Here is a 20844-nt window from a genome sequence, read left to right as displayed (position 1 = left end):
AATTTAGCTCAATTGAAGCATCGCCTCAACGCCGCTAGGGTGGGGCTTCATTGACGTTCAGGGAGGCAGATATGCAAGGCAAGTCGCGCAAGGTCGTCCAGGCCATTCTCTACGAAACCATCGCCGTGCTGTGCGTGGCGCCGGCGCTGTCCTGGGCCTTCGATGCCGGCATGGCCCACTCCACGGTGCTGTCGCTGATTCTGTCGGCGCTGGCCCTGGCCTGGAACATGTTCTACAACTGGGCGTTCGAGCATTGGGAAGCCCGCCAGGCCCAGCGCCAGCGCACCCTGTGGCGGCGGTTTCTCCACGCCCTGGGCTTTGAAGGCGGGCTGGTGCTGATCCTCTTGCCGGTGGTCGCCGGCTGGCTGCAGATCAGCCTGTGGCAGGCGCTGCTGACCAACCTTGCGCTGTTCGCATTCTTCTTTGTCTATGCCTTCGTGTTCCAGTGGGCCTTCGACCGGGTGTTCGATGTGCCCGATTCTGCCCGCGAGCCTGCTTGACTTTGCCTGGGCGGCTGCGCTAGTTTCGCTGGCATGAACACATTCCTGCAGTCGCCTCAGCACAGCATTATTACCGCCATTATCGTTTTGGCGGGCTAGCTGGCACTTGCACCGAACCCGCCCTGGAGGCGGGTTCTCTCTCTCTCTCCTGGGCACTTTAAAAAAACCAGGAGTCACCGATGACCAGCCTTGCCGTTAGCCCCCGCACACCTGCCGCGCCGCTGAACCTGCTGTCTGACTACGTGCGGCGCATTCTTGCGGCGCCGGTGTACGACCTGGCGATCGAAACGCCCCTGCAAGCGGCGCCGGCGCTGTCGCGCAGCCTTGGCAACCAGGTGTTGCTCAAGCGCGAAGACCTGCAGCCGACCTTTTCCTTCAAGATCCGCGGCGCCTACACCCGTCTCAGCCGCCTGAGCCCGGCCCAGCGCCAGCGCGGGGTGATCACCGCGTCCGCCGGCAACCACGCCCAGGGCGTGGCCTTGGCCGCCCGCGAACTGGGCATGCGCGCCACTATCGTGATGCCGACCACCACCCCGGAGCTCAAGGTCGAAGGCGTGCGTTCGCGCGGCGGCCAGGTGGTGCTGCACGGCGAAAGCTTCCCCCACGCCCTGGCCCATGCGCTGAAATTGGCCGATAGCGAAGGCGCGACCTTCGTGCCGCCGTTCGACGACCCCGACGTGATCGCCGGTCAAGGCACGGTGGCCATGGAGATCCTCCGTCAGCAACCCGGCGCGCTGGATGCGATCTTCGTTCCGGTCGGTGGCGGCGGCCTGATCGCCGGCATCGCCGCCTACGTCAAGTACCTGCGCCCCGAGGTCAAGGTGATCGGCGTCGAGCCGCAGGACTCGAACTGCCTGCAAGCGGCCATGGCCGCCGGCGAGCGGGTGGTGCTGGCCCAGGTCGGCAGCTTTGCCGAAGGCGTGGCGGTGGCGCAGATCGGCGCCCATTGCTTCGAGTTGTGCCGCCACTATGTCGATGAGGTCATCACCGTCAGCAGCGACGAGCTGTGCGCGGCGATCAAGGACATCTACGACGACACCCGCTCGATCACCGAACCTTCCGGCGCTTTGGCCGTGGCCGGGATCAAGAAGTACGTGGCCCGCGAAGGCGCCCAGGGTCAGACCCTGGTGGCGATCGACTCCGGTGCCAACGTCAATTTCGACCGCCTGCGCCATGTTGCCGAGCGCGCCGAACTGGGCGAGCAGCGCGAAGCGATCATCGCCGTAACCATCCCCGAGCAGCCGGGCAGTTTCCGCGCCTTTTGCCAGGCCCTGGGCAAGCGCCAGATCACCGAGTTCAACTACCGCTACTACCCCGGCAAGGAGGCGCGGCTGTTCGTTGGCGTGCAGACCCATCCGCAGACCGACCCGCGCGACCAGTTGCTGGCCAGCCTGCGCGAACAGGGCTACAGCGTGCTCGACCTGACCGACAACGAACTGGCCAAGGCCCACGTGCGCCACACCGTGGGCGGGCATGCCGGGCCTGGGGCGGACGAGCGCGTGCTGCGCTTTGAATTCCCCGAGCGTCCGGGGGCCTTGCTGGGCTTTCTCGAGTGCCTGGGCAAGCGCTGGAACATCAGCCTGTTCCACTACCGCAACCACGGCGCCGCCGAAGCGCGGGTGTTTGCCGCCCTGGAAGTGCCGCAGGACGAACAGGCCGGCCTGCCCGCAGCGCTGGACGCCATGGGCTACCGCTACTGGGACGAAAGCGACAACCCGGCCTACCGGCTGTTCCTCGGCTGACTCAGATCAACACGGGGCAGGGCAGACAGGCGGATCCTCATGGCAAAGGAACATTGCATGAGGATTTCGCCATGAGCAGCACGTTTTTCATCCCCGCCGTCAACATCATGGGCATCGATTGCCTCGAAGAGGCGATGGCTGCCATTGCCGGATACGGCCTGCGCAAGGCCCTGATCGTCACCGACGCGGGCCTGGCCAAGGCCGGGATCGCCGAGCGCATTGCCGAAATGCTGGCGATGCGCGACATCGACTCGGCGATCTTCGATGGCGCCAAGCCCAACCCGAGCATTGCCAACGTCGAGCAGGGCCTGGCGCTGTTGCAGCGCGAGCGTTGCGACTGCGTGATTTCCCTGGGCGGCGGCTCGCCCCATGACTGCGCCAAGGGCATTGCCCTGTGCGCCACCAACGGCGGGCATATCCGTGATTACGAAGGGGTGGACCAGTCGGCCAAGCCGCAACTGCCGCTGATTGCCATCAACACCACCGCCGGCACCGCCAGTGAGATGACCCGCTTCTGCATCATCACCGACGAAGCGCGCCACGTGAAAATGGCCATTGTCGACCGCAACGTCACGCCGCTGCTGTCGGTCAACGACCCGGCGCTGATGGTCGGCATGCCCAAGGGCTTGACCGCGGCCACCGGCATGGATGCCCTGACCCACGCCATCGAGGCCTACGTTTCCACTGCCGCCACGCCGATCACCGACGCCTGCGCGATCAAGGCCATCGAGCTGATCAGCGACAACCTGCGCCAGGCCGTGGCCGACGGCAGCGACCTCAAGGCCCGGGAAAACATGGCCTACGCCCAGTTCCTCGCCGGCATGGCGTTCAACAACGCCTCGCTGGGTTACGTGCATGCCATGGCCCACCAGCTCGGCGGTTTTTATGACTTGCCCCATGGCGTGTGCAACGCGGTGCTGCTGCCCCATGTGCAGCGCTTCAACGCCAGCGTCAGCGCCGCGCGCCTGCGCGATGTGGCCAAGGCCATGGGCGTGGATGTCAGCGCCATGAGTGCCGAGCAGGGCAGCGATGCCGCCCTGGCGGCGATCGAGCAGCTGTCGCGGGCCATTGATATTGCGCCGGGGCTGGCGGTGCTGGGGGCCAAGGAGGCCGATATTCCGACCCTGGCGGCCAATGCCCTGAAGGATGCCTGCGGTCTGACCAACCCGCGGGTGGCCAGTCAGACGGAGATCGAGGCGATCTTTAAAGCAGCCTTTTAACAGCCTCGCGGGGCAAGCCCGCTCCTACAGTGCAGGAGCGGGCTTGCCCCGCGATGAGGCCCTCAAACCACCAACGACAGCAGCATGATAAAGATGATGCCGACCACCGAGAGGATGGTCTCCATCATGCTCCAGGTCTTGAAGGTCTCGGCCACGGTCATGTTGAAGTACTGTTTCACCAGCCAGAAGCCGGCATCGTTGACGTGCGACAAAATCAACGAGCCGGCGCCGGTCGCCAATACCAGCAGTTCACGGTTGACCCCCGGCATCATGCCGATCACTGGCGCAACGATGCCCGCGCCGGTAATGGTCGCCACCGTCGCGGAACCGGTGGCGATACGAATCACCGCCGCCACCAGCCAGGCCAGCATGATCGGCGAAATCTGTGCCTGCACGGCCATCTGCCCGATCACATTACCCACCCCGGTATCGACCAGCATCTGCTTGAAGCCACCGCCGGCACCGACGATCAGGATGATCGCCGCCGTCGGCGCCAGGCTCTGGTCAAGCAGCTTCATGATCTGCTGGCGGGAGAACCCGCGCGCCGCGCCAAAGGTGTAGAACGCCAGCAGCAAGGCGGCAAGCAGGGCGCTGATCGGGTGGCCGATCAGGTCCATCCATTGGCGCACGATGTGCTCGGCCGGTAGCACCACGTCGGCGAAGGTTTTCAGCAGCATCAGGAACACCGGCAGCAGCACGGTGATCAGGGTGATGCTGAAGCTGGGCAGGTTCTGCTGGTCGGACTCGCGGGCGATCTGCTCCATCAGCTCCTTGTTGGGGTTGCCCGGGATGTATTTGGAGATGAAGTTGCCGTACAGGGGACCGGCAATGATCGCCGTGGGCAGGGCGACGATCAGCCCGTAGAAAATGGTTTTGCCGATGTCGGCGTTGAAAATGCCGATCGCCAGCAGCGGCCCCGGGTGCGGCGGCACCAGGCCGTGGACCACCGACAAGCCGGCCAGCAGCGGAATGCCGATCTTGATCAACGACACCCCGGAGCGCCGGGCGACGATGAACACCAGCGGGATCAACAGCACGAAGCCGATCTCGAAGAACAGCGGAATGCCCACCAGGAAAGCGGCGAACATCATCGCCCAGTGCACCTTCTGTTTACCGAAGGCGCGGATCAGTGTCTGGGCGATCTGGTCGGCGCCGCCGGAGTCGGCCATCAGCTTGCCGAGCATGGTGCCCAGGGCCAGGACGATGCCGACAAAACCCAGCACGCCACCGAAGCCGTCCTGGAATGATTTCATCACCTTGGCCACCGGCATGCCCGAGGTCAGGCCGAGAAAACCGGCCGCCAGGGTCAGGGCGACAAAGGGGTGGACCTTGAAGTGAGTGATCAGCAGCACCAGGCCGATGATGGTGACCACCGCATCGAGCAGCAGGTAGGTATCAGTTGCCAAACCAAACATGGTTCAGTGCCTCGTATTGTCATTGTTGTGGGCGGAACTATTACAGCGTTTACGGGTCGAGACAGCGCTATCTTTGGTGAGCCGAAAAAACAGCCAGGGTCAGGCCGTTCGCGCCAGCAGCGGTTCACCGCAGGGCTTTAGCCACTGGTCTACCTCGATGGCCAGCTTGTCCACCGCCAGGGTGGCGTCCAGCGCCAGGGTCAGCGGCTCGCTGTTGGGCCGTTCGAGGGCGGCGAACTGGCTGTCGATCAGGCTGGCGGGCATGAAGTGGCCGGGGCGGGCGAGCACGCGGCGGCTGGCTTCAGCGGGGGTGAGATCGAGAAACACGAAGCCCAGGTCCGGCACGGCATGGCGCAGGGCATCGCGGTAGCGCTTCTTCAGCGCCGAGCAGGTGAGGATCGGACGCTCGCCGGCCTTCAGGCACGCTTGCAGTTCCTCGCCCAGGCGAATCAGCCAACCGGCACGGTCGTCGTCGTCCAGGGGGATGCCGGCACTCATTTTCTGGATATTGGCAGCGGGGTGGAAGTCGTCGCCTTCGATCAGGCGACCGCCGCTCAGGCCTGCAATGGCGGCACCGACGTAGCTCTTGCCACAGCCAGCGACGCCCATGACCACAATCGCGGAGAGGGGTGGGTTCATCGGTACCTCCTGCAGGGCAAGATAGCGCTATCTTGAAGCGAGACGGCTAACGTCTCGGGCGCTTCCCACCCAGATGTTATTGATTTTGTAAAAGCAGTCTGGATGCTCATTCCTGGCCTCATGCAGTTTTGCATTGCCTGTGGTCTGAGACAGCGCTACCTTAGTGCCCGTTCCCCATTCTTTGCAAGTCGAAAATAAAACCCCTCATGACCCGCATTGGCTCTCGTACTACCGGTCGTCCCACCCTGGCGGAAGTTGCCAGGCTTTCCGGGGTTTCCCCGATCACCGCTTCGCGGGCACTGCGCGGGGTCAGCACGGTTGCCCCCGCGCTTGTGGAAAAGGTCCAGGTCGCCGCCGCCAGCCTCGGCTATGTGGCCAACCCGGCTGCGCGGGCACTGGCCTCCAAGCAGAGCCAGTCGATTGTGGTGTTGATCCCGTCGCTGTCCAACCACCTGTTCATCGACACCCTCGAAGCCATTCACGATGTTATGCGCCCTCGCGGTCTTGAAGTGCTGATCGGCAACTATCACTACGATATCGCCGAAGAAGAAAACCTGATCCGCAACTACCTGGCTTATCAGCCGCGCGGCATCCTGCTCACCGGTTTTGACCGCAGCGACGCCGCCAAGCAGATGCTCGCCGCCAGCGGCGTGCCGTGCGTACACATGATGGAGCTGGGCGGCGAAGGCCAGGCCATGTCGGTAGGGTTTTCCCAACAGGAAGCGGGAAGGGCGGCGGCGCGCCATCTGCTCGAGCGCGGTTGCAAGCGCCCGGGCTTTATTGCCGCGCAACTTGACCCACGGGTGATGCAGCGCGCCGAAGGCTTTCGCCTGGCCCTGGCCGAAGCCGGCCTGGATGCCCACGGCCGCGAGCTGCTGGCACCACAACCTTCATCGATCGGCCTGGGCGGCGAGCTGTTTGCCCAGCTGCTGCAGCGCCATGCCGATGTCGATGGCATTTTCTTCTGCAACGACGACCTGGCCCAGGGGGCGATTCTTGAAGCCTTGCGCCAGGGCATCAAGGTGCCGCAGCAGGTGGCCATGGTCGGTTTCAACGACCTGCCGGCTTCGGCGCACATGGTTCCGCGCCTGACCTCGATCCGCACCCCGCGCGCGGCCATTGGCCGTTGCGCCGCGCAGGCGCTGTTGGGCCTGCTTGATGGCAAGCGCAGTCAGTTGCAGTGCCAGGATCTGGGCTTCGAACTGATGGTTCGCGAAAGCAGCTGAAACCGCCAGTCGGCGGGCGCTGCAAGGTGATGTCAGAGTGCTTGCACGGTGCCAATCGCCATCTATGCTCAGCAAATCCCGAGCATGGAGTGTTACAAAATGTTTGATTTGCATCGTAAGTCCGATCTGGCTGAAATCGAGCGTTGCACCCAGGCCCTGGGCCAGATGACTGCCAAGTTGGCGGCGGTCAGCCGCTCGATGGCGATGATCGAGTTCAGCCCCGACGGGATCATCCTCGACGCCAACGAAAACTTCTGCAAGACCATGGGCTACGGCGTCGAAGAGATCCGTGGCAAGCATCACCGCCTGTTCTGCGACGAAGCCTTCGGCAAAAGCGAGGAATACCGCCAGCTGTGGCGTGACCTGAACCGTGGCGAGCCGCGCAGCGGCACCTTCGCCCGGATCGACAAGCGCGGCCGCGAAGTCTGGCTCGAAGCCAGCTACATGCCGGTGCTTGGCGCCCAGCAGCAGGTCACCAGCGTCATCAAGGTCGCTTCCGATATCACTCAGCGGGTGCAGCACGAGCACGAGACCGAGAGCCTGATCAACGCCATCAGCCGCTCGATGGCAATGATCGAGTTCACCCCGGATGGCAAGGTCATCGACGCCAACCAGAACTTCCTCAATACCATGCACTACCGCCTCGACGAGGTGGTGGGCAAGCACCACAGCCTGTTCTGCCACAAAAGCGAAAGCGAGTCGGCGGCCTACAAAGCCTTCTGGGCCTCGCTCAACCGTGGCGAGTACCATTCCCACCGATTCGAGCGGGTCAACAAGCTCGGGCAGATGGTTTACCTCGAAGCCTCCTACAACCCGATCTTCGACACCCGCGGGCGCCTGTACAAGGTGGTCAAGTTCGCCAGCGACATCACCCGCCAGGTCAGCACCCAGCAGACCGCCGCCGAGTCGGCCCATGCCACTTCGGTGCAGAACGACGCCTGCGCGCGCAAAGGCTCGCAGGTGGTGCAGCAAACCGTGCAGGTGATCGAGGAAATCTCCCAGGACCTCAACGCCGCCGCGCGCAGTATCGATGCCGTGAGCAAACAGTCGGAACTGATCGGGCAGATCGTCCAGACCATCCGCAGCATCGCCGACCAGACCAACCTGCTGGCCCTCAACGCGGCCATTGAAGCGGCGCGCGCTGGCGAGCACGGACGCGGTTTTGCGGTGGTCGCCGATGAGGTGCGTAACCTGGCGGCGCGCACCAGCAAGGCGACCCTGGAGATCGTCGAAGTGGTGCGCCAGAACCACGACCTGTCGTTGACTGCCGTGGCCAGCATGCAGTCGAGCCTGAGCCGCACGGGCCTTGGCGTGGAGCTGGCCAACGAAGCCGGTGAGGTGATTCTGGAAATTCAGCAGGGCTCGCAGCATGTGGTCGATGCGATCAGCCAGATCAACTCGACCTTGCAGTTGCACTGACGCGCTGATTGAGCTCGGTCTCGAGGGTCTGCAGGCTCAGTTCCAGGGCCCTGGCCAGGGCCTGCAGGTGCTCGATACCGGCGTCGCCGACACAGGCTTGCTCAAGCGCTTCGCAGCGCTGCACCACGCCCCGCGCCTTGAGCATCTTGGCGCCGCCCTTGATCCGGTGAGCCAGGCTGCGCAAGGCATCGCGGCTGGGCGTCGGGCCGAGGGCGCGCAGGGCCTTGAGGTCGTCGCCGTTGCTCTGGGCCAGTTCCCGTAGCAGGCGTTCGACCAGTTGCGGGTCGCCCAGGGTCAGGTACCTGAGGTTGTCGACCTCGAAGCCGCTGGCATGTGCTTCAAGGTTATCGCTTGCCACTACCGGCGCAGCCGGGCTGTCGATGCCGGTCAGGTGACGGCGCAGTTCATTGAGACCGATCGGCTTGAACAGGCAATCGTTCATGCCGCTGGCCAGGCAACGCTCGCGCTCTTCGGCCTGGGCGTTGGCGGTCAGGCCGAGGATCAGGCAGGGCTGGCGTTGCTGTTGCTGCTCCTCATTGCGCAGACGCCGTGCCAGTTGATGGCCGTCCATGCCGGGCATATGGCAATCAGTGATGACTACCTCGAACTGCCCCTGCAGCCACAACCCCAGCGCCGCCTGGCCATCGCCGGCCTGGCTGACCTGATGGCCGAGCACGCTCAACTGGCGCTCAAGCAGCATCAGGTTGGCCGGGTAGTCGTCCACCACCAGGATGTTCAAGGCCTGCGTGGCTGGCGCTTGCTCGATCGGCGCCACCGGGGCGTGCACCACCGTCGCCAGCGCCAGTTGCAATTCGATATCGACGCGGGTGCCGCGGCCCGGGCTGCTGCTCAGGCTCAGGCGGCCGCCCATCAGCTCGCACAGGGTGCGGCTGATCACCAGGCCCAGGCCGGTGCCCTGGCGCGCGGGTTGCTCGCCCACCTGGGCGAAGTTGTGGAACAAGTGCGCCTGGTCTGCAGCGCTGATGCCGATGCCGCTGTCTTGCACGCTCAGCAGCACCCGACGCAGTTGCCCGGGTTGCGCCGGGCCGTAGCGCAGGGTGACTTGCACCTGGCCCTGCTCGGTGAACTTCAGGGCATTGCCCAGCAGGTTCGACAGCACTTGCTTGAGCCGCAGCGGGTCGACCATGAGGCCTTCGTCGAGGGTCTGCAGGTCGGTGACCAAGGCCAGGCCCTTGAGCCGCGCATTGCCCTCGAACACGCGCACGGTGGCGGCGACCAGGGCAGTCAGGTCGGTCGCTTCGGCGTTCAGTTGCATGTGCCCGGACTCGATGCGGGCGATGTCGAGAATGTCGCCGATCAGCGCCAGCAGGCCGTTGGCCGAGTCGAAGGCGACCTGCAGCGACGCACGGTCGGCGCGGCCCTGTTCGGCGTCCTTGACCGCAAGCTCGAGCAGGCCGATCACCGCGTTCATCGGCGTGCGGATTTCATGGCTCATGGTCGCCAGAAAGGTGCTTTTGGCGCGGCTGGCATCGTCGGCCTGGTCCTTGGCCAGGCGCAGCTCTTCGAGCAGGCGTTTGCTGAAGCCCAGCTCATGCTGCAATGCCTGCTGGGCTTCGCTGCGCTGGCGGATAAGGCTGCGCAGGTAGCGGTTCCAGAACACCACGCAGGCGATCAGCAGGCTGGCGACGATGAGGATCTGTACGATCAGCGAGCGGTAGTTGTACCAGGGGCTGTCGCTGATCAAGGCGTTGGTGCGCCAGCGGTTGGTCAGCTTCGCCAGTTCGTCGGGCGGGATGCTGAGCAGGGCTTTGTCGATGATGGCGTGGAGTTCGGTGGCCGGCAAAGCCGTGGCAAACGAGGAGGTAATCGGTTGATCGCCGTACAGTGAGGCGATGCGCAGGCGATCCTTGAACAGCCGGCTGATGAAGTAGGCGGCGTTGATACGCGAGCTCAGCACCAGATCGACGCGCTTTTGCGCCAGCGCCTCCATCAATGCGAGCGGGTTATCGACCTCGATCAGCGTCAGCGACGGGTAGCGCTCCCGTAGTTGGGGCTTCAAGGGTGAATCGCGGATCACCGCCAGGCGTTTACCCTGCAACTGCTCCGGCGTTTGCCCGTCGTCGCTGTCAACCCGGCTGACCAGCACCCAGGGATCGACCAGATAGGGCCGGGTGAAGTTGACCTGCCTGGCGCGGTCGGGGCTATAGACCAGGGTCCCGGCCAGGTCGGCTTTGCCCTGTTGCAACAACGTGATCGCGGCGGCGCCGGCATCGGCTTCGACGAACTCGAATTTCAGCCCCGTGCGCAGGCTGATCTGCTCCAGCACATCGGCGGTAATGCCACGGACCTGCTGCTGGTCATCGTAGAAGTTCAAGGGTGCAAAGTACTTGTTGACCAGCACTCGCACAATCGGGTGCTGTGCGATCCAGCGGCGCTCCTCGGCGGTCAATACCAGCACATCGCGATCCAGCAGCATGCTGGTACTGCCGCTGCTCCAGCGGCGCAGGATGTTCAGCCGCTCGGTTTCGCTGGTGACCGCCAGTGACTGGTTGAGCAAGCGCAGCAATCGGTCGTTGCCACGAGCCAGGGCAAAGGCGAAGGTTTCGCGCTCGTGCCTGACGAAGTGCGAGATCTGCACACTTTCCTGAAAGCTCTTGCCGATCAGGTAGTCACTGCTGATGGCATCGCCAACAAAGGCGTCGGCCTGTCCCAGCGACACTGCCGACAAGCCGGCCATGGTCGAGGAGTACAGCTGCAGGTGGGCTTTGGGAAACAGGTGCTGGACTTCTTCATCCGGCAGGTAGTGATCGACCATGGCCAGGCGCAGCCCGTCCAGCTCGTCATCGACGGCGCGGGTTTTGCCCTGGGGCGTGACGATCACCGGCAGGTCGTCGGCATAGGGTTGGCTGAGCACCAGTTGCGCATCGGCGGCTTCAAAGCCATTGGAACTGCCGAGCAGGTCGATGGCCCCGGTGTGCAGGGCAGTGATTGCCTGTTGACGGCTGTTGTAGCGGCGAACCTCTACCCGGATGCCCAGCAGCTCGCTGATCAGCCCGGCGTAGTCGGCGGTCAGGCCTTCGTATTCGTTCTGGCTGACGTTGATATCAAAAGGCGGGTAGTCCGGGCGCGAGGTTCCCAGGCGCAGCACGGCTTTTTCCTTCAGCCAGCGCCGGTCATCTGCTGACAGGGCGACGCCTTCGCCGCCGACCACCGAACGCGCCAGTAATGTACGTGGCTCGCCGGGCTCATCGGCCAGGCTGCTGTCGAGCAGCAACAGCGGCAGGCAGCCCAGCACCAGGGCCAGCAGAGCAGGGCGGATGTTCATGACGGGCTCAGATCACCTGGTTACGAGTGGCCAGAGCCATTAACTCGACGAAAGATCCTACCTGAAGTTTCTCCATGATCCGGCTTTTGTAGGTGCTGATGGTTTTCGGGCTCAGCAGCATGCGTTCGCCGATCTCGTTGTTCGACAGCCCGGCCGCGAGCATGCGCAGCACTTCCATCTCGCGGTGCGACAGGCTGCCCAGGCGTTCTTCTTCAGAACCCAGCGGGCCACGGTTGGCCGACATGTCGGGGAAGGTCGAGTAGCCTTTGACCATGGCTTTCAAGGCGAATACCAGCGCCTCCAGGTCCTCGTCCTTGTGCACGAAGGCGGAGCTGCCGGCATCCAGGCAGCGACGGGCGAACAAACTGGCCGGTTGCCCGGTGAGGACCATGATTTTCGGGGTTTTTTCCAGCAGGTGCAGGCGCTTGATCACGCTCAGGCCATCGAGCCCGGGCAGGCCGATATCAAGGATGACCACATCGGGGCGCAGTTCGCGGGCCATCTGCACGGCGGCCACGCCGTCACCGGTTTCACCGACTATTTCGTAGCGGTCACGCTCGAGCAGCATACGCACCGCAAGACGAATCGTGGGGTGATCATCGACGATGAGTACCGAAGGCATTGGCACAACTCCTTGACGAAAAGGGTAAGCCGTTTCCTGAATCATTCAGGAAGACGAGTCGGGCCGGAGCCGGCGAGCCGCCAACGATACGTCGAATCAGGTTGCAAGAGTATGGGAAGTATAGAGGCGTTGAAAATAGTGGTAGGAATTGTCGAAAATTCCTACGCACTTGAGTTGTGGCTTGTCGGGGTGAATGACTCGGCCTGAGACCTGCGAGGCCAGCTTCCACCCCCCACTCACTCCATCAGAACGACGTGGTAAACGAGGCGAAGTACGCCCGGCCCGCTTCGTTATAGGTCAGTGCCCCGGCTTCATCGGAGTTGCCCTCGCGGTACAGGCGCTTGTCGAACAGGTTGTTGACGCCCACGCGCATGCTCAGGTTCTTGGTGAACTCGTAACCGCTGCTGATGCCGACAATGCCGTAGGGGTCGACGTCCTTCTGCACCTTCTTGTCCAGGGTTTCATTGGCCCGGGCGTTGTAGGTTGGCGCTTCCTGCTTGCCGTAGTAGGTGCCGTTGAGCTGGAACGACAGCTTGTCGGTGACATTCCAGTCCAGGGTCGAGTTGACCGTGTACTCGGGGATGATGCTCAGCGGCTCGCCGGTTTTCTTGTCCTTGGACTCGATCATGTAGGTGAAGTTGGTGTTCCAGTCCAGCGCCGGAGTCAGCTCGACGAACAGGTTGCCCTCAACCCCTTGCACCACGGCCTTGCCGGTGTTTTCCCAGCGCAGGATGCGCCGGCCGTTGGGCAGGCGGAACAAGGTCTGGTTGCCGGCTTCGATCTTGTTCTTGTAGTCGTTACGGAAGTAGGTGGCGCTGGTGCGCCAGGTGCCTTTGTCGTAGGCCAGGCCCAGTTCCTTGTTGACGCTGGTTTCCGGGTCGAGGTTGGCGTTGCCCAGCAGGTAGCAGCCGCCGTTGTTGACTTCACCGGAGTTGCAGCCCGTACCGCGGCTGTACAGCAGGTAGTTGGGGTTGGCCTGGTACAGGTTGGGGGTCTTGTAGGCGCGGGCGATGCCGCCCTTGATGCTCAGGGCCTCGGTGATCTGGTGCGAGGCGTTCAGGCTCGGGCTCCAGTTGTCGCCGTAGTCTTCGTGGTGGTCCAGGCGCAGGCCGGGGGTGACGATGGTGTTTTCACCGACTTCGATGTTGTCCTCGGCGTACAAGGCAAAGCTGCGCGCGGTGGATTTGGTCTGGGTGCGGTCAAAGCCCGGTAGCTCGGCACCCGGGTCATAGCTTTGCGGGCGCAGCGAACCCGGGTCGTTGAGCGACTCGTAGAGGTACTCGCCGCCCAGGGTCAGCACCTGCTCCAGGCCCATGCTCAGCGGCAGGTTGACCTCGCCGGTGGCGCGGGTGTTGCGCAGGCGCGACTCGAAGCGCCCGGCACCGCCCGATGGCGCGCCTTCGCCCCAGCCGGCCAGGCCTTCGTTGAGACGCTCGTTGCGGGTCAGGTCGTAGGACAGCGAGGCGGTCGAGGTGCCCCAGTCGTAGTCGCCACGGTGGGTCAGGGCAAAGCTTGAGCGCTGCATGACGTTGGTTTCCTTGCCCACCTGGCTCTCGACGAACTCGCCGCCGGCGTTGAGCATGGTGTCGCCGGCAAAGATGTTGCCCTGGCGGCTGTAGCTGGACTCCAGGTCGACGGTGTTGGCCGGGTCGATCTTCCAGCTCAGCAGGCCGTTGATGTCCTTGTTGCGCACACCTTCGCGGCCGGCCATCAGCGATTCTTCATAGGCCTGGTGCGCCGAGTTGATCTTCATGTCGTCGGCGTCGGTCTTGTTCAGGTTGCCGTAAACGCGAAAGATCAGGCTGTCGGTGAGCGGCCCGCTGAGGCTGAAGTTGACCCGCTTGCCGGTGCCTTCGGAGTCGTCCTCGGGGAGCATGGTGTAGAGGGTCATCGAGCCGCGCAGGTCCTGGGTCGGGCGCTTGGTGATGATGTTGACCACACCACCCATGGCACCCGAGCCGTAGCGTGCGGCGGCCGGGCCGCGGAGGATCTCGATGCGTTCGACTTCTTCGGCCGGCACCCAGTTGGTTTCGCCGCGGGTGTCGCGGTCGCCGCTCCAGCCGTAGCGCACGGCGTTGCGCGAGGTCGACGGCTTGCCATCGATGAGGATCAGGGTGTTTTCCGGGCCCATGCCGCGCAGGTCGATCTGGCGGTTGTTGCCACGCGCGCCGCTGCTGCTGTTGCCGGTGAGGTTGACCCCCGGTTCGCGGCGGATGATGTCGGAAAGATCGTTGACCGGCGGACGCTTCTTGATGTCTTCAGCGGTGATGATCGACACGCCTGGCGCTTGCTTGAGCTCCTCTTCGGCGGTGCCCAGCACCCGGGTGTTCTCCAGCTCGATCGCCTGCCGGCTGCCGTCCACTGGCAGGTCGGTGGGCTGCACCTGGACTTCATCCGGTTGCAGCTCCAGGGGCGCTGCGGCCAGTGCCGTGGAACCCAGGGTGGCCAGCAAGGCAATGCTCAAGCGGCTGAGGTTGAAGCGCGACACCATGTCAGATCTCTCCTGAAACAAAGGGTGAACGGCCTGGACGGAAGGGCCGGGCCGTTCGGGAAGTCGAGAATGATAAGAATTACCATTCGCGTGTAAACCCTTAAGGAGAAAAATAAAATATTAACGAAGCAGGGCGGTAAAACCCTGCTACGGCGATTCCGACAGATTAATGGCAAAAGGCCTTTAGAACTGTAGGGATGCTGCCAGGCTTGAGGTGCGGCCGGGTGCTGGCATCATGCTTTGCGACATGGGGTCGAGGTAGTACTGGTCGGTAAAGTTGTAAACATTGAAACTGACCTTGAGTTCATCGCTGACCTGGTAGTCGGCGAAAAAATCATAGATGCGCGCTTCCAGGTAGTGCTGCTGCGGTGTGGTGGTGCCTACGTGCCAGCTTTTGTCCAGCACGTACATCGGCCCGCTGGTGTAGCGCATGCGTATGCCACTGGCCAGTTTCTGCTCGAAGGCCTTGGCCCCCAGCACCAGGTTGACGCTGTAGCGCGGCGGGTTCTGGGTGTTGGTGTAGGAACCCTGGAAACCGCCGGTGGTGCAGTCCGGCGTTTCGCTCTTGCCGCCGTCGCGCAGGGCCTGGGCAAAGGCGCGGTCGCAGGTTTCGGCCTTGATGTTGTAGACGTACGAGGCGTCGGCGAACCACCAGGCGCTGTCGTAGTGGCTTTGCAGCTCGATGCCCTGGGTGGTGAAGCTGTCGACGTTGCGGATCTTCAGCTCGCCGTTGAAACCGGGGCGGCCCTTGGGGTTGTAGCGGTAGTTGCGGGTGACCATGTCATCGATGGTGTTGTGAAAGTAGGCCAGCTTGAACCCGGCCTGGTCGTTGTCCAGCAGCAGGTTGCTGCCCTTGAACGATGCGCCGACCTCGAAGGTTTTCATTCGCTCCGGGCGCAAGTCGTAGTTCGGTTCTGCCGACCAGCTGCCCAGGGTGGTCTCGAACAGCGACGGCATGCGCATGCCCTGGTTGTACAGGGCATACGCCATGACATTGGGGGTAAAGGCATAGCTGACGCTGTAGGCCGGGGCGAAGCCGTGGCCAGACAGTTCGGCGTTGTCGGCGAAGCCTGCAAATTCGGCGTTCCACCATGGCTCGTCGGGGCCGGCCCCGGCCGGCGCGGCATACAGCGCCTGGCGGTTGCGGTCGTAAATGCGGTAACCGCTGTAGCGCCCGCCAGCGGTGAACGTCAGCTGCGGGACCGGTTTGTATTCCAGGGCGGTGCTGAGGCTGTATTCGTGGCGATAGCCATTGCGTTCGATGCGGTTGTTTTCCAGGTCGTCCTGCCACGGCTTGCGGCTCGGGTCGATGCTTTCGTACTGGTACGAGGCGCCATAGGTCAGGGCATAGTCACCACTGCCGGTGACGAAGCGGCTGGTGTTACTGAGGTCGGTGCCGACCTTGAGGTTGCTCAGGTCGGACTTGAGCGATTGGCGGTAGTGCTCGCTTTGCTCGTCCTGATAGCCCTGGCCGCGTTGCGGCGCGGTAAAGCCGACGTTGTTGTACATGATGCTGCGCCCGAAGGTTGCCCAGGCATGACCGTTGAGGTCGATGTAGCGGGCCAGGCTGTCGTCCTCGGGGCGCCATTTGAACTCGCTGGTGAGGGTGTGCAGCTTCATGTTGCCGGGCTTGAACTGGATCATCTGGTTGGCGCCGCTGTAGTCGTAGACCGGGTCGAGGGTCTCGCGCACAAAGCAGCCGGTGCTGTCCCACATATTGTCGCCGTCCGGCACCGGGGCCGCGATGGCCGAGCATTGCTGGTAATACTCGGGGGCGGCGCTCATCCAGAAGGCTTCGTCGTAGCGGTCGATGTCTTTTTTGAAGTCGCCCAGTGGCTGGGTCATCGACGGGCCTGAGCGGCCAATCTGCGAGGGCATGATTTCGCCAAAGCTCGAATCCATGTAGCGGTAGCCCAGGCCCAGCTCCAGGCCGTTGTCGCGGTACAGGGTGCCCTTGAGCATGAAGGATTTGTTGTGGGTGCTGGAGTTGAGCACCTCTTCGCCGGGCCAGTAGTTGCGTGCCACGGTGTTGGCATCGACCAGGGCGCCGCCACTGATTACCGAGGTGTCGTAGCGCGAATAACCGTGCTTGCCGGCAAAGTAGTTGTTGTTACGTCGCTCGGCGTAGGCGGCGACCACATCGAAGGCTTCGTCCTTGTGGGCGAAGGCCAGGCTGCGCGACCAGTCGTGCGCGTGCAGCAGGTCATTGCGCTCGGTGCGTGGGCGCACCCGATAGTCGCTGGGGACGTCGGCGCTGCTGTTGTCCGCCAGCGAGCCGCGCAGGCGCCAGCCGGTGGTTTCGCCGGGTTTGAGGATGTCATCGACGGTCAGCGTCTGCATCTCGACCGAGCCGCCGATGGCGCCGGAAGCACCGGCGTCCAGGCTCGGGCCCTTGTTGACGGTGACGCTGCTGATCAGGTCCGGGTCGATGTAGGCGCGCTGTGCAGTGCCGGCGTAGCCGCGGTAAACATCCAGCGACTGCTGGCTGCCATCGACCTTGACCGGCACCCGGCCCTGGCCCTGGATGCCGCGGATGTTGACTTCGATGCCGCCGCCGTTGCGCCCGTCGGAGGTCTGCACGCCAGCGATGCCGGCGAGCAGGTCGGCATTGGAGCGACCGCGAAAACGCTCCAGTTGCTCCAGATTGCGGGTTTCCACCGAGCGCGGCACGCCGTAGTCCTTGAGCCCGTCGTCCTCGGCCTGGCCCTTGACCCGGGTGGCGCCGAGCTCCAGGGCATCACTGGCGTGCGCGGACTTTTCGATCAGCACCCGGCCGTCGTCACTGAAGTAGGCGCTCAGGCCGCTACCGGCCAGCAGTTTGCTCAAGGCCTGGGCCGGCGCGTAATGGCCCTGCAGGCCCAGCGACGGCTTGCCGGCGGTCAGGCGCGCATCCACCGACAGCAGCAGGCCGGCACTGGCGGCGAACTGGGTCAGGGCCTGGTCGAGGGTGCCAGCGGGAATCTGGTACAGGCGTTGTTCCTGGCGGGCAGCTTCGGCCTGGGCGGGCATGGCCAGGCTGCAGCAGGCGCTGCCGAGCAGGCCGGCGAGCAATCCGCTGCGGATTGCCAAGCTCAGGGGGGACGGGCAGGGGGGCGGCAGGTTCGGCATCCCGAAGACTCCTTTGAGAATGCGTATTGGTTAGTTTTGATGACTAACCCGAACGAGCGGCGCAAACCGACAACGGCTTGCGCAGTTATTTTTGCGAAAGTGCAAGCACGGGCGGTCAACGCGCGGTGACGGTCACCCAGTAGCGGCTCAGGTAGTGCACGCGGATCGGCAGGCTGTCTTGCAGGGCGGCGAGGGTGCGCTCGCTGTCGGCGAGGGCAAATACGCCGGTGATTGGCAGTTCGGCGATGGCCGGCTCGCAGCGGATGACCCCGCGCCGATGGCGGCCCAGTTCCTCGAGAAAGCGCCCCAGCGGCTGGCGCTCGGCAATCAGCCGGCCGTGCTCCCAGGCAATGCTGTTGCTATCGGCCGGATGCTGTGGCCCGCAGCCCTGGCGGTTGAACCACAGGCCGTGGCCGGCCGTGAGCAACTGCTCGGTGCCCGCTCCGGGTCGAATCATCAAGGCGCCTTCGAACAGCTCGACGCGGCTGCCACCCCGCAGCTCGCGCACGGCAAAGCGGGTACCGAGGGCCTGTACTTCACCGGCCAGGGTCTGGACCTTGAGCGGCCTTGGGTCTTTGCCGCTGGTCAGCAGCAGCTCGCCTTCGAGCAGGTGGATGCGCCGCTCTTGTGCGCTGAACTGGATGTTGACGCTGCTGCGGCTGTTGAGCAGCAGCTGGCTGCCATCGGCCAGTTGCAGGCGGCGCACTTCGCCGGGGGCGCTGCGCTGGTCGGCCATCGCCTCGCGCCACGGCAGGTGCTGCTGGCCCAGATAGCCACTGCCGCCCACCAGCAGCAGGACGCACAGCTGCCTGAGCAGAGTACGCCGGCTCTGGCGCTCTTCGAGCACGCTGCGGGCAGTTTGCGCAGGCACGGCGGCGAGGGTCTGCTGCAGGGTTTGCAGGCGCTGCCAGGCGCGCCGGTGCTCGGCATCGGCCGCTTGCCAATCGGCAAACGCCAGGCGTTGCCCGGCATCCAGCGGGCCGTCCCAGTGCAGCATCAGCCAGTGGCTGGCCTGCTCGACAATCGCCGCGTCGATCGGTGCATCGTTTACCGCGCTCATTCGCTGTAGAGCACCTGGTAGCAGGCCTGGATGGCGCGGATCATGTACTTTTGCACCGAGCTTACGGTGACCCCCAGGCGCTCGGCGATCTCGGCATAGCCCAGGCCTTCGAAGCGCGACAGCAAAAAGGCGCTGCGCACCTTGGCCGGCATGCTGTCGAGCATCTGGTCGATCTGTTGCAGGGTCTGCAGGATCATCGCGCGGGTCTCCAGCGACGGCGTTTGCGGTTCGTCCAGGTGGGCGATGCTGGCCAGGTACGCCTGCTCGATGCGTTGCCGGCGCCACTGGTCGATGACCAGGTTGCGCGCCAGTTGCACCAGGTAGCTGCGGCCCTCGTCGTGGCCGGGCAAACGGCCGCTGACCAGCAGGCGCAGGAAGGTGTCGTGGGCGATGTCGGCAGCACGCTCACGGTCGCCCAGGCGCTTGCGCAGCCAGGCCTGCAGCCAGCCGTGGTGATCGCGATAGAGGCCATGGAGCTGTTGCTGGGGAGCGGGGGAGGTAGGGGACACCCGGAGATCCTGAAACATGAAAGATGCAGTTGCGAATTGTTCGCATTATAAGGGCAAAAAAAGAACCGTGACCAGCCTGTCGGCGAGTCACGGTCAAGGGGGGGAGAATCAGATTGCCGGCGATGGGGCGCGAAGCGGCCCCGAATTAATTACTGCTGCAACACCGTCGCCTGGTTACCCGCACCAAACTGCTGGATGGTCGCGGCCATGTTTGCGCCGCTCTGGTCGACCATCGCCTGGTTGGCCGAGCCGCCCTGGGTCACGTAGGCGACGTTGACGCCGTCGGTCTGCTTGATGTTGGCCTGGTTGTTGTCGCCGTACAGCTGCCAGGTGTAGCTCTGGTTGCCGCTGCCCGATTGCTCGACCTTGACGCTGTTGCCGGCGCCGCTGCTGACGCCGGTGGCGTAGTTGGCGGTGCCGCGCTGGTCGGCGATCAGCAGGTTGTCGCTGCCGTTCTGTTCAAAATACAGCTCGTTGTTGTTGTCGACCTGGGCAAGTTCGGCGCTGTTGCCGCTGCCGTTCTGGTTCAGGCGGGCGAGCTGGGTGCTGCCGTCCTGGGTGAAGTTGGCACTGTTGCCGCTGCCGTTCTGGTTGACCTCGGCGCGCTGGGCGCTGCCGAACTGGCCGCCGGACTTGTCGCCCTTCCAGTTACTGGCGAGGATCTTGTTGCCGGTGCCGGTGGAGCTCACCGTGAGCACGTGGTTGTCGCCATTCTGGTAGGTGTAGTGGACGTTGCCCTGGCCGTTCTGGAACACCGTGGTGGTCGACTGCTGCGATCCGAACTGGTCGGCATAGCTGGCGTTGAGGCTGCCGGCCTGGGTGATGCTGGCCACGTTGCCCTCGCCGAAGCTCTGGTCGAGCACGCTTTCGTTGGTTTGCCCGTACTGGGTCACCGTGGCCTGGCTGCCCAGTTGGGTGTCTTGCCAGACTTCGCTGGAGTTGGCGCTGCCGGTCTGGCTGATGGTGACGCTGCCATCCTGGCCTTCGCGCTGATCGCCATAGGCCCAGTTGTCATCGCCGGCCTGGTAGATGCCGATCTGGCCATTGTTGTAGTTCAGGTGCTCGGCGGCGCTGTAGTTGCCGCTACCGGCCTGGATGCTCAGGGCGTTGTTGCCGCCACCACCGTACTGTTGCTCGACAAAGGCGCGGTTGTTATCGCCAAACTGCAAGGTGGTGCCCTGGCTGCCGGCCTGGGTGTCCTGGTAGATGAACGAGAAGTTACCGGTGCCTTGCTGGGTCTGCTGGGCGCTGTTCTCGACCCCCAGCGACTGGCTGGCGTGGGTGTTGTTCAGGGCCCCGGCGTTTTGCTGGTTGATCTGGCTGCCGAACTCGTACAACTGCTCGGCGTAGCCGGCGTTGTAGTCGCCGGTGCCGCTTTGCTGGATCTGGCTGTTGCCGCCGTCCTGCTTGGCGGCGTGGTTGTTGCCCAGGCCCAGCTGGTTCTGGGTGGTGGTACTGAGCGGCGCGGCGGTCTGCTTGACCTCGGCGATGTTCTCGGTGCCGAACTGGCTCTGGGTCGACTGGCTGTCGTCAGCCATGGCCTGGCCGGCAACGGCCAGGACAATGGCGGCGCTTAAAGGAGCGAGCTTGAACATGGTGGTGCCTCC

The 20844-nt window shown here is 64.0% G+C and carries 14 protein-coding genes and 1 pseudogene; 6 read left to right on the top strand and 9 right to left on the bottom strand.

Features of this window, described 5'->3' with window-relative positions; genetic code table 11:
* Positions 1 to 71: 71 nt before the first annotated feature.
* The 3 genes from JYG36_RS15245 to yiaY all read left to right on the top strand — a co-directional run bounded on the left by JYG36_RS15245 (position 72) and on the right by yiaY (position 3462).
* Positions 72 to 500, top strand: coding sequence for a PACE efflux transporter (locus JYG36_RS15245; RefSeq protein ID WP_123566036.1), 429 nt, complete (start codon positions 72 to 74; stop codon positions 498 to 500).
* A gap of 179 nt (positions 501 to 679) precedes the next feature.
* Complete coding sequence (gene ilvA / locus JYG36_RS15240) at positions 680 to 2242, top strand: threonine ammonia-lyase, biosynthetic (protein ID WP_213601457.1); 1563 nt, start codon at positions 680 to 682, stop codon at positions 2240 to 2242.
* Between the two features lie 71 nt (positions 2243 to 2313).
* The gene (gene yiaY / locus JYG36_RS15235) at positions 2314 to 3462 is read left to right on the top strand and encodes an L-threonine dehydrogenase (RefSeq protein ID WP_213601455.1); all 1149 of its coding nucleotides are present in this window, start codon (positions 2314 to 2316) and stop codon (positions 3460 to 3462) included.
* Between the two features lie 62 nt (positions 3463 to 3524).
* On the opposite strand, the gene JYG36_RS15230 is transcribed toward yiaY, so the two are convergent.
* Together JYG36_RS15230 and JYG36_RS15225 are read right to left on the bottom strand one after the other, a co-directional pair.
* Positions 3525 to 4877, bottom strand: a complete 1353-nt coding sequence (locus tag JYG36_RS15230) for a GntP family permease (protein ID WP_045198708.1) — start codon at positions 4875 to 4877, stop codon at positions 3525 to 3527.
* 99 nt (positions 4878 to 4976) lie between these two features.
* Positions 4977 to 5516 carry a gluconokinase gene (locus tag JYG36_RS15225; protein WP_093383393.1) on the bottom strand — a complete coding sequence of 180 codons (540 nt, stop codon included), beginning with the start codon at positions 5514 to 5516 and terminating at the stop codon, positions 4977 to 4979.
* A 206-nt stretch (positions 5517 to 5722) separates the two neighbouring features.
* Between JYG36_RS15225 and gntR the strand changes: the two genes are divergently transcribed.
* The 3 genes and pseudogenes from gntR (at position 5723) to JYG36_RS26840 (ending at position 8161) form a co-directional block, all read left to right on the top strand.
* Complete coding sequence (gntR, locus tag JYG36_RS15220; RefSeq protein ID WP_213601453.1) at positions 5723 to 6742, top strand: HTH-type transcriptional regulator GntR; 1020 nt, start codon at positions 5723 to 5725, stop codon at positions 6740 to 6742.
* An 84-nt stretch (positions 6743 to 6826) separates the two neighbouring features.
* Positions 6827 to 7576 (top strand): annotated as a pseudogene (locus JYG36_RS26845) (PAS domain-containing protein); the annotation flags it as partial.
* Between the two features lie 12 nt (positions 7577 to 7588).
* Positions 7589 to 8161 carry a methyl-accepting chemotaxis protein gene (locus JYG36_RS26840; protein ID WP_438363206.1) on the top strand — a complete coding sequence of 191 codons (573 nt, stop codon included), beginning with the start codon at positions 7589 to 7591 and terminating at the stop codon, positions 8159 to 8161.
* On the opposite strand, the gene JYG36_RS15210 is transcribed toward JYG36_RS26840, so the two are convergent.
* The 7 genes from JYG36_RS15210 to JYG36_RS15180 all read right to left on the bottom strand — a co-directional run bounded on the left by JYG36_RS15210 (position 8136) and on the right by JYG36_RS15180 (position 20832).
* Positions 8136 to 11447 (bottom strand): transporter substrate-binding domain-containing protein, encoded by a 3312-nt coding sequence (locus tag JYG36_RS15210; protein ID WP_213601451.1) that lies wholly within the window; start codon positions 11445 to 11447, stop codon positions 8136 to 8138. The two genes, JYG36_RS26840 and JYG36_RS15210, sit on opposite strands and share 26 nt — an antisense overlap.
* A gap of 7 nt (positions 11448 to 11454) precedes the next feature.
* Entirely contained in the window at positions 11455 to 12069 is a 615-nt protein-coding gene (locus tag JYG36_RS15205) for a response regulator transcription factor (protein ID WP_213601449.1), read from the bottom strand.
* Between the two features lie 244 nt (positions 12070 to 12313).
* Positions 12314 to 14560 (bottom strand): FepA family TonB-dependent siderophore receptor, encoded by a 2247-nt coding sequence (locus JYG36_RS15200; RefSeq protein WP_093383373.1) that lies wholly within the window; start codon positions 14558 to 14560, stop codon positions 12314 to 12316.
* A 183-nt stretch (positions 14561 to 14743) separates the two neighbouring features.
* Positions 14744 to 17668: a TonB-dependent receptor gene (locus JYG36_RS15195; RefSeq protein ID WP_213601447.1), complete on the bottom strand. Its 2925-nt coding sequence runs from the start codon at positions 17666 to 17668 to the stop codon at positions 14744 to 14746.
* Positions 17669 to 17783: 115 nt separating this feature from the next.
* Positions 17784 to 18728, bottom strand: a complete 945-nt coding sequence (locus tag JYG36_RS15190; RefSeq protein WP_213601445.1) for a FecR domain-containing protein — start codon at positions 18726 to 18728, stop codon at positions 17784 to 17786.
* Positions 18725 to 19237: a sigma-70 family RNA polymerase sigma factor gene (locus JYG36_RS15185; RefSeq protein WP_249744355.1), complete on the bottom strand. Its 513-nt coding sequence runs from the start codon at positions 19235 to 19237 to the stop codon at positions 18725 to 18727. The genes JYG36_RS15190 and JYG36_RS15185 overlap by 4 nt, the downstream gene beginning before the upstream one ends.
* Before the next feature lie 149 nt (positions 19238 to 19386).
* A complete protein-coding gene (locus JYG36_RS15180) occupies positions 19387 to 20832 on the bottom strand; it encodes a curlin (RefSeq protein ID WP_213601443.1) in 1446 nt (481 codons plus the stop codon).
* Positions 20833 to 20844 lie beyond the last annotated feature (12 nt).

Source organism: Pseudomonas sp. SORT22 (assembly GCF_018417635.1).
In the GTDB taxonomy this organism is placed as follows: domain Bacteria; phylum Pseudomonadota; class Gammaproteobacteria; order Pseudomonadales; family Pseudomonadaceae; genus Aquipseudomonas.
The sequence above is the reverse complement of the archived record's forward strand: the minus strand, read 5'-3'. Positions and strand labels throughout refer to the sequence as shown.